The following is a 13,293-nucleotide window of genomic DNA, read 5'->3' as shown; positions in this document are numbered from 1 at the left end:
TCACAGGGCCCACATCCGCACCAACGCGAATTGCAGATCCACACTGACGCATGTCCGGCCGTCCACCCATTCATCTTCACGCAGGCGGCGTCCGGTATTGGTCTCGCGCTCACCTTTGGCAATCACCAACACAAACAGCCGGGTCGGGCACTCGAACGAGCGCAGCCGGTCGACATCGGCTCGCACTGACCAATCACCTTCCAGGCACTTGGCTTGCGACACATCACCCAGACATTTGATTTCAGCGATCATGGTGGGTACGCCACTGCCATCCACGGCGTATAGATCGGCTTTGCGGCGGTCGCCGATGGGCAGTTCTGTCCAGATTTCCACTTCATCCTCAAACCAGGCGCGAAGACTGATTTCGGCCTGAATCCAGTGTTCGCGGCAACTGTTGAGTTGCAGCACTTGCTCCAGATTCTTTTCCATGCCGCGAAAGGCTCGTTCGAACAAGCCGAGCCATTGAGGGGTATCCATTGTTCACATCCTGTGTCAGTCGAGTTGGGGGGCGATTATGGACTGGATCAATTTCACTTGAGAATGCACCCGCGCAACAAATGACTGCCGAAGGGTTTTTCAATCAGCCCTACGGACAGAAAACGCACCCCACGGCCCAATCGCGCAGGCATTTTCACTCGAACGCAATCTGTCATATTCCGTATCACTTCATTACACATAGTCACCAGCCCAACGCTTACTCCATGAGGCTGCACTGTGTTCCAACGTCTTCTGTGTTCGCTGTCCGTCCTGAGCCTGTCCATCGCCGCTGCCCACGCTGCCGAGTCCGTCCCGCTGGATACGCCACGCCTGCAAAGCATCGATAACTTGCGCGACATCGCGGGCATCACCACTGCGTACTCCACGGCCCACGACGGCACGATGCGCAGCGGCGTGTTCTACCGCTCCAACGCGCTGACCCCGTCGGCAGCAGATCTGGCGACCCTCAACAGCCTCGGCATCAAAGCGATTTACGACTTGCGCACGCCTAGCGAAATCGCCGCCACGCCGGACACGATGCTCACCGGCGCGACCTACGAAAACATCGACATCATCGGCAGCACCACTTCCGGCGCAAACATCACTACGGTCTCGTTCAAAAGCGCCGCCGACGCCATCGCCATGATGGAGCAGACCAACCGCGCTTTCGTCAGCGATGCCGGCATGCGCGGTCAGTTCGGCAAGCTGTTCAACGAGCTGGCCAGCGTTGATGCCGCCCAGTTATTCCACTGCACCGCTGGCAAGGACCGCACCGGCTGGACCGCCGCCGTGTTGCAAAGCATCGCCGGCCTCGATAACGCGACCATCATGGCCAACTACCTGGCCACCAACGACTACACCGCCGCCCGCGTCGCCGCCACGTTGAAAGCCATGCCGGCCAGTATGGCGAGCATCTATGCGCCACTGCTCGGCGTGCAAGCCAGCTACTTGCAGGCCGGCCTCGATGAGGTCACCGCGCAGTACGGCAGCATGGACAACTACCTCAAACAAGGTCTCGGCCTGTCGCAGGAAACCATCTACGTCTTGCGCGGCAAACTGGTCGAGTACAACAGTTTACCGGGGCAAGCCGGTTTGATCGGTAACGCCGCCGCTGGCGCCGAATTGCTGCGACAGCTACAGAACAGCAACCTGTCCGGCACCTACAGCGCCTACAATTACTACCTGCAATCGGCCATCGACGCCGGCACCCTCGGCGGCGTCGAATCCACCGTCGGCGGCCAGGTTCACGCCGACGCCGCCAGCTACCTGCTGCGCCAGAACGCAATGATCGAACAAGCCGCCGCACCGTTCGCCAGCGGTACCGACCTCAAGGTCGGCCAATACCGTTTATGGACCACCGCGCTCGCCGGCTACCTGGGCACTGACGGCTCAGCCCACGCCGACAGCAGCAACGAACACAGCCAGGGCCTCATGGTCGGCATCACCCAGCGCTTCACCGAACAACTCAGCGCCCGTGGTGGTTTCGGCTACAGCAAAGGCTCAGTGGGCGGGGCAGGTGGCGAGGCGGATACCGATTTCACCTTCTTCAACATCGGCGCCCGCTACGGCTTCACCAGCCTGGAGCGCGGCCTGTTCGTCGACGCCAACGCCAGCGCCGGTTATGTCGACTACGACAGCAAACGCGACCTCGGCGGTGGCCTCGGTACGGCGAAGGGCGACACCCACGGCAACCTCACCGGCGCGACGTTGGCGCTGGGTTATCGAATGCCGGTCAGCGGCGTGATTCTAGAACCGAGCCTTGGTGTGCGCGTCAGCCATCTCGATCTCAAAGGCTTCCAGGAAAAGGGCAGCGAACTCTCGCTGGACGTTGACGACAGCAAGCAAACCCGCCGCAGCGCTGCGGCCAATCTCGACGTGTCCTTCGCACCGATCGCCATGGGCAACTGGCAATTGGTGCCCGGTGCGCGCGTGGGTTATGAGCATGTGCTGGGTGATTATCAGGTCGACAGCGACGCTCATTTGCTGGGTCTCGGGATTGAACAACGCGCCGCTTTCGACAACCGCGATCAGTTCAGCGGCGGCGTCAACCTCATGGCCAACCTAGGCCCCGTCAGCCTCGGCGCTGAAGTGGGCGCTAGCGGAGGCGGGGACAGCCACGGTTTCGCCGGCAGTCTCAAGGCCAGCTATCAGTTCTGAAACGCGCCGCTTTCACAGGCATTCAAGCACTTGTCCAATCGGCGCTGGCGCATTTGAATGCTTGTGCAAGAACCCCTGGAATTGCGCGACGGGCATCGGTCTGGCAAACAGCCAACCTTGCCCGAAGTGCACGCCACGGCTGCGCAGATACTCAAGCTGGGCCTGGGACTCGATGCCCTCGGCCACCAGTTTCAAGCGCAGACTCTTGGCCATTTCGATAATGTGCGCCGTCACCGAGGAGGCCGTCGGATCGACGTCGATGCTGTCGACAAACGACTTGTCGATCTTCAGCACATCCAGTGGCAACTGTTGCAGATGTTGCAGGCTGGAAAACCCTGTGCCGAAATCGTCGATGGCCGCCATAAAACCCAACTCGCGCGCCCGATTAACCGTCTGCCGCGCCGCATCAATCTGCAGAAAACCCCGCTCGGTCGCCTCCAGCCAGATCTGGCTCGGCCACACATCGGCCTTGCTTATCGCCGCTTGCAGCCGGGGCAGAAAACGCCCGCTGCTGACGTCTGCCGCCGCCAGGTTAATCGCCACATGCAGATCGCGCTGCTGCACTAGCAACGGCCCCAGATCCTCCAGCACCTGATCGATGAGCTGATCGGTGATCGGCTGAATCAAACCACTTTGTTCCGCCAACGGAATAAACCTGTCCGGTGGCACCAGGCTGCCGTCCGGATGCTGCCAGCGCACCAGAGCCTCTGCGCCGACGCAGGCGCCATCGTGCAAATCAATGATCGGTTGATAGTGCACGATGAACTCGCGATTGCGCACCGCCAGCTCAAGCTCGGCCAATGGTGACAGGCGTTGCCGTGTCCGCCTGACGAGCATCAACACCAGCATGCCCGCGATCAGCCCGCCAATCGGCAATAACAGCATCTCCCTGCGCAGCAGTCCTTGCAGCAACTCGTGACGCGACACGGCGGCAATCGCCACCCAGTCACCGCTGTGCACCAGCGTATAGAGATAGCCATCCTCCAGCGCCGTGGCTGGGCCCAAATGCACACGACTCATGAAGCGCTCTGCCCCCGGCCGCGACACCCCGACCAGTTGCCCGGCCGCCGTGCCGACCATCAGATGTACATCATCCTCGACCATCACTTGCAAAAACTGTTCAGGGTCGACCAGCACGTTGAACGCCGCGTATTGCAGCGCCATCATCGGTTTGGTCGGCACAATCCGCGCCTGCACACCGAGCGACACGCGCACGCCATCAGCGGTGGTGAAATCTTCCTTCCACGGCGTCACCCGATGGCCCACTGCCCCCCACGAACCGCAGGCATAAACCTCTTCCTCGACGTAGCCGATCGACTTCACCGAGAACGTGTTGATGGTCAGCAGACGCATCTCGTCGATGCTCTGCGGGGTGCAAGGGGCGAGTTCAGACGCGGCGATACTCTTCAGCACGCCGGCTGCTTCATGGAATGTATTGTTGGCGAGATTCGAGGCCACGACGGCCAGCGATTCCAGACGTTGCTGCGCCGCCGCCAGGTTCAACACCCAGGCGACGTAGCCCATCAAAAGTATGGGAAGCAAGACACACGGAAGGCCCAGGAGAATGCTCCCCCAGACAATGCGTTTTTTGTTCATTTGACGCCACCTTGGCCCACGGCCCGTGACGTGCGGCTGCACGGCTGTTTTTTCAGCCAATACAGATTACCCCCGCCGCCCACCAAAAAAGTTGTCGCAGATCAACACTCAACACCGCGAGCGCAACTGCGCAGGACTCACTCCAAAGGCACTCTGAAAATACTGACAAAACCGCCCGACATTACTAAAGCCAAACCGCAACGCCACCTCCGTCACCGACCCCGAATGCCGCTGCGCCAAGGCCTCATACGCCCGCTCCAAGCGCACCTGACGCTGATACGCCACAATCGACGTCCCTACAAACCGCCGAAACCCCTCCTGCAACGCCCGCTGACTGACATTACTCAACCGCGCCAGCTCCACACCACTCACCAGCTGCTCCGGATGCGCCTGAATAAACTCCACCGCCAACTTCACATGCCGCGGCGCAACCCTCGGCGCCGGCCCCCGCAACGCCTCAGTGAAATTGTGTGGCCAGGCCTCCAGCACCGCATCAATCAACATCTCCCGCAAACGCGACGGCATAAGCGTGCCGCTGTTGATCAACACATCAAACTCCGTCCCCGTCGCCAGATCGATCAACGCCTTGATCCCCTGAAACGCCGCCGAGTTCAGATCCACCATGGGCTCAAACACAATCTTGTGCACAATCGGCCTACCCAACAGCGCCGACAACCGCTCGGTGAGCTGCCCCCGACCAATCGACATCCCGTGCTGCGCGTGGTTGTCGAGAAAGTGCATCGAGCGGATGTCAGCCTTGTCGATGGCCAAACCGATGTGCGACATGCCGACGGATTCGCAGGTGTGGCTGAAGACGATCTTGCCGGCAGTGGGAATGACGAAAGTGATTTCGTCCAGCGGATCAGGGAAGGTCACGCTGAAATCACCGCGGTAATGCATGCGACGAAAACTGACGCCTTCGTGCCGACCGTAGACGCCGCCGATGATGATGTTGGGCGGTGGGGGCGGGGTGTCGGAATAGCGGTTGCCGAAGAGTTTGGAGAAGAGCGCGCCGAAGTCTTCGCAGTGGAGGTTTTCGGAGCGGAGGATGATTTTTTGGCGGGGTGGGGTTGGGAACACTTTCGGTGGTTCCTTGGGTTTTGGGGGCTTTGGGGATGGGGCATGCGTTTGGGCGGTGTGAGGGTAGCCGTTGGGTGTGACAGGGCTGTGACGGGAGAGGGGGGATTCTTGTAAGGTCGCATTTAGCCATTGCCCAAGTGCAAAAGCAGTATCTGCTGAGCAGAATTCGCAGAGAACCCTACGGTCTGGGAGTGTCATAAATTTTGTGTTCGGGCATAACATGCTGCAGAGGTGCATGTATGCCAACCAAAAAGACGACGGCGTTTCCTCGATGCCGCTATCAAACGTTGGGCTGTATTGGGGCGAACTCTGCTCTGACGAAGTAGGTCTTTTCTTCGTTGGCCGCTTCTGACATTCCGACCTGAGCGCCGCCTTCTGCCAGTTTAACTTTGACGGACAGTTCCAAATTTTTGTCCGTCGAAAATGACGTGCTTTCTTTTATTTCCAAGGATGCGGTTAGGCAGCCGCCTTCCTCGCGAGCAAATACGACTGCCTTCCAGGAGGGTTCGTAAGAGAGCCAGAAAAATTTCCCTGAGTCGATTTTGCTGTCTGTTCGCCAAGGGCGACCGCTCAAGGAAAACTCCCGCGTATTCAGCTTGTCGATGTCGCGGTCGGTATCGCTTTTGCAGTTGATATCGCCGCCCCCTAATGCCCCGGCTTGAACTGATACTCCTGCACTGAAGGCACTGCGCGTTCTTTCTGTCGCTTTTTTGGTGATGCTGATTTTGGTTGCGCCCAGATGAACCAGTAGTTTGATGAGCTCCGACTCTCGCTCTTCTAGCAATATGGCGTCGTAGCTGTCGCTAGGGATGTAGAGATGGCCGTTATCATCGTCCTGATAGTCATTCAGTGGATGTTTTCGATAAGTTTTGCCCACCACCGGGTGGCCCGGCTGAAAGCGGTAGCCTTCTGTTCTAGCTTGATTACGGGATAACGAGTGCTCGTTGACATAGGCGGCCAGCATCTGTGCTTCTGCCAGTTTGGCCTGTGTTGACTCTGCGCTTTCTTCAGTTCGATCCTTGGTCAGTGAGGACAGCAACCCTGGAACGCGGAGCGCTGCCGACACGATCAAAGAGCCTGGAATAAAAGGGTTGGCCAGCAACATCGCGCCGGAGGCAAGAGCAGAAGGTTCAATCGAACTGCCCGCCGCCTGCTGGCTTGCGCCTTCACGTCCTGGCATCGTGAAGTTGGGCGAGTAGCTGGTGTTACGTGCTCGCGCTAGCTCGGATGCGGTCTGTTCTTCGATGATGTAGATGAGATCTAGCACTGGGTAACGCTCCTTGTTGGCCGGATAGCGCGTTTATCGGGCATCCAAAAGTAAACGATCCTTGCCGGTGTGGCAGGACCTCTTTAATACCTCATTGTGTCGGCGACCTTAGCCTGGTCTTGAGTAAACGCACCTGATCGACGTACGTGTGGAGAGGACGAGGCTAAGAACCCGCTTGATCGGTTTATAAAAGCTTTACCTGCTGCGATAGCAGGATATCCGGTGTGTCGCTATTGTTTGGCTGACAAAGGCTATGCGGCCGCTGGTGAGCGTTTTTGGTTATGTGCGCTCAATGGATTTAAGAGGAGCCCATTGACCGGCAATGCCTTATCAACGTATTCAAATTGGGCCAAAGTTCTATGATCGCTGACGGTTCTTGCGTGCAAACATTTTCGCGGCTTCATCACTCCAGATTTTAAAGACCTTTGTTTGCAGAGCTTCGGACCGCATTATTGGAGTAGCCATTAGGTGCTCCACGCTGAAGATATAATCCTTGGAAGAAGAGAGCTTGTGGGTTGATTTAGACAAGCTCGCAATGCTGCAGGCCAGCTGTAGTTTTCCTGGCTCGGAGGTCTCGTTCCAATTAAACCGTGGGGAATGCTTCAGTGCTGACATCAGCTCAAGTAGCCCTAAGAGCTTGGTCTGATCGTCCAGTGCAGAACTGCCTGGGAGATTTTGAAGATACCAACGAAACTCATCGACTGTTTCGCCGTTCAACGGATTTACTAGCCCTACAAAGGTTTCAACATCCACTCGATCGCAGTGTGGTCCCTTGCCAGTCAGGGTGAGCACCAGTTCCGGTTCAGTGAACAAGCGGCAACCTTTTCCTTTCCCCTCATATTCGACTGCCTTTGATACCGCTTCACCGAGCACGAATTGTCCAAGAGATGTTGCGACCTTGACCGGCTCAATGACGTCACCAAAGGCAATGCCACCCCGACAAAGAATGCCCTTTCTTACCAAGGCCCACATTAGGTCCTGAGCTGCTAGCGCTACGGCACTTGGTTTCCTAGACCATATAAATGCGCAATCAGATAGCTGCGTAAGCTGAATACCTTGGTGCTTCTTTTTGATTTCCTTTAAGCAAGCCCGAAACGACACCAGCAATTTGGCACAAAAAAAATGCTCGTTTTGCTCTGACGGCTTCTTAATTCCCCAAGCCTCATAGTCCACCGGAGTTAGCTTTGCCTTCTTTTTTGTCAGGTCGCTGATACCGAGAATATCAACGTAAAGAACAGCTCCTTGGTAGTGGTCCATGTTTGTCCTTAAAGGGTGAGACGTGAGCAACCTGCCTTTATGCAAGTCGGTAGTGGCTAACGAATTGATCAAATGTTACGGATAGTTTCGCTCGCTTTGAGTACGAACTCAAATCCTACACCAACTCCCTTCACCACCTCGGTCACACGATCAATGAAGGACTCACCTTGCTCGGGGAGTTCGTACAGACCATTGATACGAATTTTCGGATTTTTGCCTTTGGCGGGTGGATAGGTTTCCAGCAATTCGCCGCCCTCAATAAAGGCGATGTAGGTGTTGATCTTCTCTTGAAGCAACAACAGGTGCTCGCCCTGTTGGGCTTTGTCACCCCATTCAAGGTGATCGGTGATGACCAGTACGAAGTTGTCGGGCTCCCCCTCGGGTACTGCGATGATGTCGATGACTTTGCTTTCGGTGATGGACATGTCTGCTCCCTCAGAGGGGCCATCAGTGTGCGAGGGCTGGATGTTTTGGAATGCGGCCCTGTCAGTGATCGCGATTTCTCAATCCGCTTTGAGTACGAACTCAAATCCAATACCAACGTCTTTCAGTGTCTCGGCAACGCGATCGATGAACAACTCGCCTTGCTCAGGCAACTCGTACTTGCCTTGAACCCGGATGATGGGCGATTTGCCGAGTGCGCCGGGTATCTCGGTGTAGATCTCACCGCTTTCGATGAAGGCGATGTAGTTGTTGATTTTCTCTTGTAGCACCAGCAGGTGTTGACCTTGCTCTGCCTTGTCGCCCCATGCCAGATGGTCAGCGATGCCCAGGATGATCTTGGTGTTGTCCCATTTTGGGATGCCCCACATGTCTATGGTTTTGGCGTCTGTTACGGACATTTGAGTTCCTTGGTTCCGTTATTTTTGCGGCGGCCGCAAGATTTCTACTCGGGTGGGTGGGATTTGGGTGCCGCCAGGGAAGCCGGGTTTGCCCTTGCCCATGATGCGCCCACCGCTCTGTTCGATTTCCGGGAATGCCCGCTTTTGATTGCGGGTCAGTGGTGCCGTGTCAGAAGCTTTGCATTCGACGCATGCGATGTCGCCGTTTGCATCTCTGCCTATCATATCGAGGCGTGTTCGGGTGCCGCTCTCTGTTTTTATGGTGACTTGTTGGCCGGACTCTTCCATTTCATCGGAAAAGCCGCTGTAAGCCTCTTCCTCGAAGGCGGCACCCGCTGCTTTGTTTTTCTCTAGCTGCGTGCTGAGCACGATGTAGATGGGTTCAGGGCCTGCGTCATCGGGGAACCAGATGATTGCGTCCTGGAACTCGGGTGGATGTGCTGGGTTGGCCAGAAGCGTGTCTGACTGTGTTGTCGGCGGGTATACCCATACGGGTGGTAACTGGGGCGCGCCTTCGAGTGCTGGGATACCCAGTACTCCGTCTGGGCTTGGTGCGGGCGTCCAGGTAAGCCCTATGCCGTTGCCTATGTCGGCGACGAATTTTTCGCCGTCTTTGTCTGCCCTAATGACGGGGACATTTTCCCAGTCCTTTTTGCCGCCAGTGTAGAAGCCGTAGGCGTTGACGGAGCCGTCAGGCAAGGTCTTCACGTTGACGCGGACGCGCGTGCGGCCGGTTTCGAGCGTGGCGTATTGGTCGGTTTTGTAGAAGGCGCTGTCGGGTGCGAGGTTGGTGTTTGGCATCAGTAGCGCGACAGTGCCGACGGCGGCGCCTGCTGCCAATGTACCTGCACTCTCAAGCAACCCTAGCGAAAGCGAGCCACCCAATCGTTGAGCGATGGCGCTGCCGGTTGTGGAGCCGCCGACTAGTTGAAGAGATGTGCCTTCGGCGGTGATGGCTGCCCCGGTGGCCAGCACTGCCCACAAACCGTAGTCCGTCAGTTTCTCTACAGGGACGAATCCTGTCGGGTGGGTGTGGTTGATTTCACCGTCGGGCAGGTTGCAGCTTTTGGCGAAGACGCAGCCCAAGGGCTCGGGTTTTGTGTCTGGCGCTGGTGGGAGGTCTTTGTATTGCGCCCAGTGCTGGGCGTGTACGTCGACAGGTTCGACGCTGCTGTTGCGGTAACCCTTGGGTGGGTTAGGGACGTAGCCGCTCAATCCTTGGTTCCTTGTTCTGGTCCTTTTTGAACGAGGCGGCAGGTTGCCATTCAAAATTTGGAGAGGCAATGGGTGGCACTTTGACTTCTCAGGGTCGATTGTTTCATTCTGATAGCTCCAGCCTTCTGCTGGAGCCGGAGTTTGATATGGCAGTAGCTCTCTTGCGCTGCTGCCTTGAGCCCGACCTACTAAGCTGGAAGGAACCATGTCTAAGAAAAATCAATTAGATTTTATTGTTGAAAAAAAATCTCGAGCCTCTAATTGGGTGTACGCGGGGCTAGGAGAGCTAGCAACTCTACACAGTGGATTCACGGCGCTAAGTTCTCCAGAACCGTATCAAATATCGTTACACGTTGTCGCTATCGCTTCATGTATAGAAGCACTTGCCAGGGCTTGTATAAAAATACTTATAGACGAGGAAGACAGTCCTTATCTCGAAAAAGCCAGAGGTTTCAGGGACTTAACCTTTGACTTTGAATTAACGAAAGCTTTGAGTCGCAAAGAAATAACATTTGGAGATCTGGTAAGCCATAACGTTAGTATAAGCGGCATAGATCAAATATTAAAGCATTTCGGGGTATTATTTGAAGGTGATGGTGGGCAAAAGGATTTGAAGAACTGTCTTGCGACAATAAGGGAGTTTGTAGAGCCTCCAGAAGACTCAATTATGGGGGATTTAGACAATTGCAAGCCAGAATATGGCGATTTAATGGTTGTAGATGCTGATAAACTAATCTGTGATATCAGAGATATTTTCTCAGCACGGCACATAGCCGCACACGAAGCGAACTTTAGGCTGGTGAGCTATGAGCAGTTGATACATTGGTTTGAAAGCGCGATGTTGTTTGCTAATTCAATGTACGAAATAGTCGAACAAAAACTTCATCCTGGCGCCTCGCGTGAAGCTTTCGGGAGTTCTATTCAGGCGCTACAGAGTGCTGGGGTGCTTTATGATAAAATTAAGAATGAATGGGAGGGGCTAATAAAAAAATGGGTGGTTGAATGGGACTTGGATGATGAAGCGGTGATAAGACTCCGAGCAAGTATTCTTGAGTCAGATGAATCATTCAGCGACTATATCGACAAAGAATTCAACCTGCATTATGTACGCGTAGGGTGCATTTCTGCAAATGGGTATCGTCATCTTGATGCAAAAATTCAGAAAATTCTTCTTGAATCAAGATTAGATTACCTCAAGCGACTGAAGTCAGAGGTCTAAATACAATTGCGTTGGTTAAGCCCATGAACTGCATGGGCTTATATGCTATCTAGGACGTATCGTGAATCCGCCGTCCAGCCCCATGAACTTGTCGCCGATGTGAGGTAACTTTATGCCTAAATTCATAAACATAGTGAGAGTAACTGGCGCTACGTCGATAGGAGTTACAGCTTCTCCTGTTTCCAACTGAATAGTTTCTATCATCTTCCTAGTGGAGAGACTAATTCTGGTCTCAGGTAGACGATTAATTGCTTTTCGGATTTTCCGTGCCCTGATGCAAGTATAAATTATAGTTGACAGTGTATTCGCAACTTTCGCGGCTATGAAGGTCACGCCTTTTAAGGCCCTATGATTCCACCACTTCCATGATGAAATAGTCGGCCATGCGTGTGGGATTTTCCTCGACATTAACACGTTGAAACTAGAGCATTCTTGGAATAGCCCCCTGATTTTAATGACCTCAGCGTTGTCGATAGGCAGCCTTTTTACACACAGCCAACTCTTTATTCTAATCTCATGATTGTGACCCTTGGCTCTGAGGATGTTAATTGCTGCCTTAATATTCGATTCCTGCAAGCGGATATCAGGGTTTTTACTATCCAAGTGAAAAGCGAGCACTGCCCCCTTGTCATAGCTCACCGACAAACCATTTCCTATTGGGATAGCTATTCCTTTATTCCCCAACAGAAGTTGAATGAAAACCCCAAACACAACAAAAGCCAATCCTGATGAGCCAGGAAGGTAATTGTGATACGGGATCAACCTGAAATCGAGTCCATTTCCTGTTGCTGCGCTTATAAGGTCGGTAAGCAGAAAAACCCCTATAAGGGTTCCGCACAATGCGACTGATATTAGTAGCACTCTAATTATCCATATATTGCAAGAGCGGAGCAGTATTATATGCCACCATTGTTCGAGTCTATGCGAGAGATCTTGGTCTTTGGTTTTAGCCCTTTCGGAGATCCACACGTAGAGAACAACGAAGATTCCTACTATCATAAGGATAAGTGCCAGAATAAACCCATAGTTTACTACAATATCTAACGAATCTATTACGAACATTGTTTGCTCTCATTTCATTTGTGCTTATTCTACTGGCTATTGCTATTTCTTTCCATTGGGAGTTGCGGCGCAGTTATTAAAAAGCGCCGTGCAAATGATCCAGTAAAAGCATCGAGATAGCACGTTCAGCATGTGGTTTTAGCTTGCTTTTCGCATTTAGAGGCAAGTATGGCCGAGCAGGAGTATCACCCCAAAGTTGCGGAAAATCTGCCTGCTCTCCACCAAATTGCATCAATGCCGCATACGGTTTATTGCTGCCGACCACGGCCGAGTTTTCGGTCGCGTGGGTAGTTATCGACGCCGCCAACCCACCAGCACTCACCTGCAACATCTGCCCCGGGCAGTGGCCGTGTTTCGCGCGTTTCTCAGTGGTGACGTCGGAGAGTTCTGGCCATTCGGGGCGGCCTTCGTGTTCGAAATTTTCTTCGGTTTGGCTGGCGAGTTCTGCTGCGATGGATTGCATCAGGGGTTTTAGGTCGCCGATGGCGTCTTCGATTTGGTTGAGGGTTTGTTGTAGGCGTTGGTGTTTGAGTTCGATGGTGAGCATGGGGGAATTTTTGACCTTTCGGTTTGATCGGGTGGGTAAGGCGCTGGGGGATGTGGTCGATCAGGGGGCTGTTGAGGCGATTGCCACGCGGTTGTCTCAGGCGTCTCGCCAGGGTGGGAGGGATTCGACTGTTTCGCTGTTGTATGCGTTGGCGATCGGGAATCTGGTGATTGCGGCGATGAATTTGGCGGTTCAGTTGGGGGTGCCTAAGGTGACTGCTGATGTGGTTAAGGGGGTGTGATTTGGACTCTCTTTATCGGAGCGGTGATTTGAGGCGGGAGCCGTTGAGTGGACTTGCCCCTACAAAACCGGACACCAACTCCCTGTTAAATTGATGCCACTGCCAAGCGCCTGAACTCCCTCGGTGAACGGTAGTTCAAGGCGCTGTGCGGATGCTGCTCGTTGTAATGTTCGAAGGCAATTGCCAGGTTACGCAACGCCGTTTCTCGATCCGGCTTGGGCATGTGCGCCACGTAGTCACGCTTGATCGTCTTCACGAAGCTCTCGGCCATGCCATTACTCTGCGGGCTACGCACTGGTGTGGTCACCGGCTGCAAGCCGATCTGCCGAGCAA

Annotated in this window: 14 protein-coding genes; 3 read left to right on the top strand and 11 right to left on the bottom strand. The window is 54.6% G+C overall.

All coding sequences use genetic code 11. The annotated features are described in order from the left end of the window. Entirely contained in the window at window positions 1–477 is a 477-nt protein-coding gene (locus tag CKW18_RS24835) for a hypothetical protein (protein ID WP_095191205.1), read from the bottom strand. A gap of 237 nt (window positions 478–714) precedes the next feature. Here CKW18_RS24835 and CKW18_RS24830 point away from each other — a divergent pair, with 237 nt between their 5' ends. Next, the gene (locus tag CKW18_RS24830) at window positions 715–2,634 is read left to right on the top strand and encodes a tyrosine-protein phosphatase (RefSeq protein WP_095191204.1); all 1,920 of its coding nucleotides are present in this window, start codon (window positions 715–717) and stop codon (window positions 2,632–2,634) included. A 12-nt stretch (window positions 2,635–2,646) separates the two neighbouring features. Here the strand turns inward: CKW18_RS24830 and CKW18_RS24825 are convergent, their stop codons facing one another. The 7 genes from CKW18_RS24825 to CKW18_RS24795 form a co-directional block, all read right to left on the bottom strand. Further along, window positions 2,647–4,230 (bottom strand): EAL domain-containing protein, encoded by a 1,584-nt coding sequence (locus CKW18_RS24825; RefSeq protein WP_095191203.1) that lies wholly within the window; start codon window positions 4,228–4,230, stop codon window positions 2,647–2,649. A 108-nt stretch (window positions 4,231–4,338) separates the two neighbouring features. Beyond that, complete coding sequence (locus CKW18_RS24820) at window positions 4,339–5,310, bottom strand: AraC family transcriptional regulator (RefSeq protein WP_095191202.1); 972 nt, start codon at window positions 5,308–5,310, stop codon at window positions 4,339–4,341. 280 nt (window positions 5,311–5,590) lie between these two features. Beyond that, window positions 5,591–6,577, bottom strand: a complete 987-nt coding sequence (locus CKW18_RS24815) for a hypothetical protein (protein WP_095191201.1) — start codon at window positions 6,575–6,577, stop codon at window positions 5,591–5,593. Between the two features lie 357 nt (window positions 6,578–6,934). Next, window positions 6,935–7,834: a hypothetical protein gene (locus CKW18_RS24810; protein WP_095191200.1), complete on the bottom strand. Its 900-nt coding sequence runs from the start codon at window positions 7,832–7,834 to the stop codon at window positions 6,935–6,937. Between the two features lie 68 nt (window positions 7,835–7,902). Then, entirely contained in the window at window positions 7,903–8,259 is a 357-nt protein-coding gene (locus CKW18_RS24805; protein WP_095191199.1) for a DUF6572 domain-containing protein, read from the bottom strand. 78 nt (window positions 8,260–8,337) lie between these two features. Next, window positions 8,338–8,676 (bottom strand): DUF6572 domain-containing protein, encoded by a 339-nt coding sequence (locus CKW18_RS24800; RefSeq protein WP_095191198.1) that lies wholly within the window; start codon window positions 8,674–8,676, stop codon window positions 8,338–8,340. An 18-nt stretch (window positions 8,677–8,694) separates the two neighbouring features. Next, window positions 8,695–9,891 (bottom strand): S-type pyocin domain-containing protein, encoded by a 1,197-nt coding sequence (locus CKW18_RS24795; protein WP_095191197.1) that lies wholly within the window; start codon window positions 9,889–9,891, stop codon window positions 8,695–8,697. 205 nt (window positions 9,892–10,096) lie between these two features. Between CKW18_RS24795 and CKW18_RS24790 the strand changes: the two genes are divergently transcribed. Then, window positions 10,097–11,110, top strand: a complete 1,014-nt coding sequence (locus CKW18_RS24790) for a hypothetical protein (protein WP_095191196.1) — start codon at window positions 10,097–10,099, stop codon at window positions 11,108–11,110. Window positions 11,111–11,155: 45 nt separating this feature from the next. Here the strand turns inward: CKW18_RS24790 and CKW18_RS24785 are convergent, their stop codons facing one another. Together CKW18_RS24785 and CKW18_RS24780 are read right to left on the bottom strand one after the other, a co-directional pair. Then, complete coding sequence (locus CKW18_RS24785) at window positions 11,156–12,172, bottom strand: hypothetical protein (protein WP_095191195.1); 1,017 nt, start codon at window positions 12,170–12,172, stop codon at window positions 11,156–11,158. Between the two features lie 76 nt (window positions 12,173–12,248). Continuing rightward, window positions 12,249–12,719 (bottom strand): phage virion morphogenesis protein, encoded by a 471-nt coding sequence (locus CKW18_RS24780; RefSeq protein WP_095191194.1) that lies wholly within the window; start codon window positions 12,717–12,719, stop codon window positions 12,249–12,251. Here CKW18_RS24780 and CKW18_RS24775 point away from each other — a divergent pair. Next, window positions 12,700–12,960: a hypothetical protein gene (locus tag CKW18_RS24775; RefSeq protein WP_177435551.1), complete on the top strand. Its 261-nt coding sequence runs from the start codon at window positions 12,700–12,702 to the stop codon at window positions 12,958–12,960. The two genes, CKW18_RS24780 and CKW18_RS24775, sit on opposite strands and share 20 nt — an antisense overlap. A gap of 85 nt (window positions 12,961–13,045) precedes the next feature. Here CKW18_RS24775 and CKW18_RS24770 read toward each other — a convergent pair. Further along, on the bottom strand, window positions 13,046–13,293 hold a 248-nt coding region (locus CKW18_RS24770; protein WP_141233150.1), incomplete at its 5' end, for an integrase core domain-containing protein.

Source organism: Pseudomonas sp. Irchel 3E19, from assembly GCF_900187585.1.
In the GTDB taxonomy this organism is placed as follows: domain Bacteria; phylum Pseudomonadota; class Gammaproteobacteria; order Pseudomonadales; family Pseudomonadaceae; genus Aquipseudomonas; species Aquipseudomonas baetica.
The sequence above is the reverse complement of the archived record's forward strand: the minus strand, read 5'-3'. Positions and strand labels throughout refer to the sequence as shown.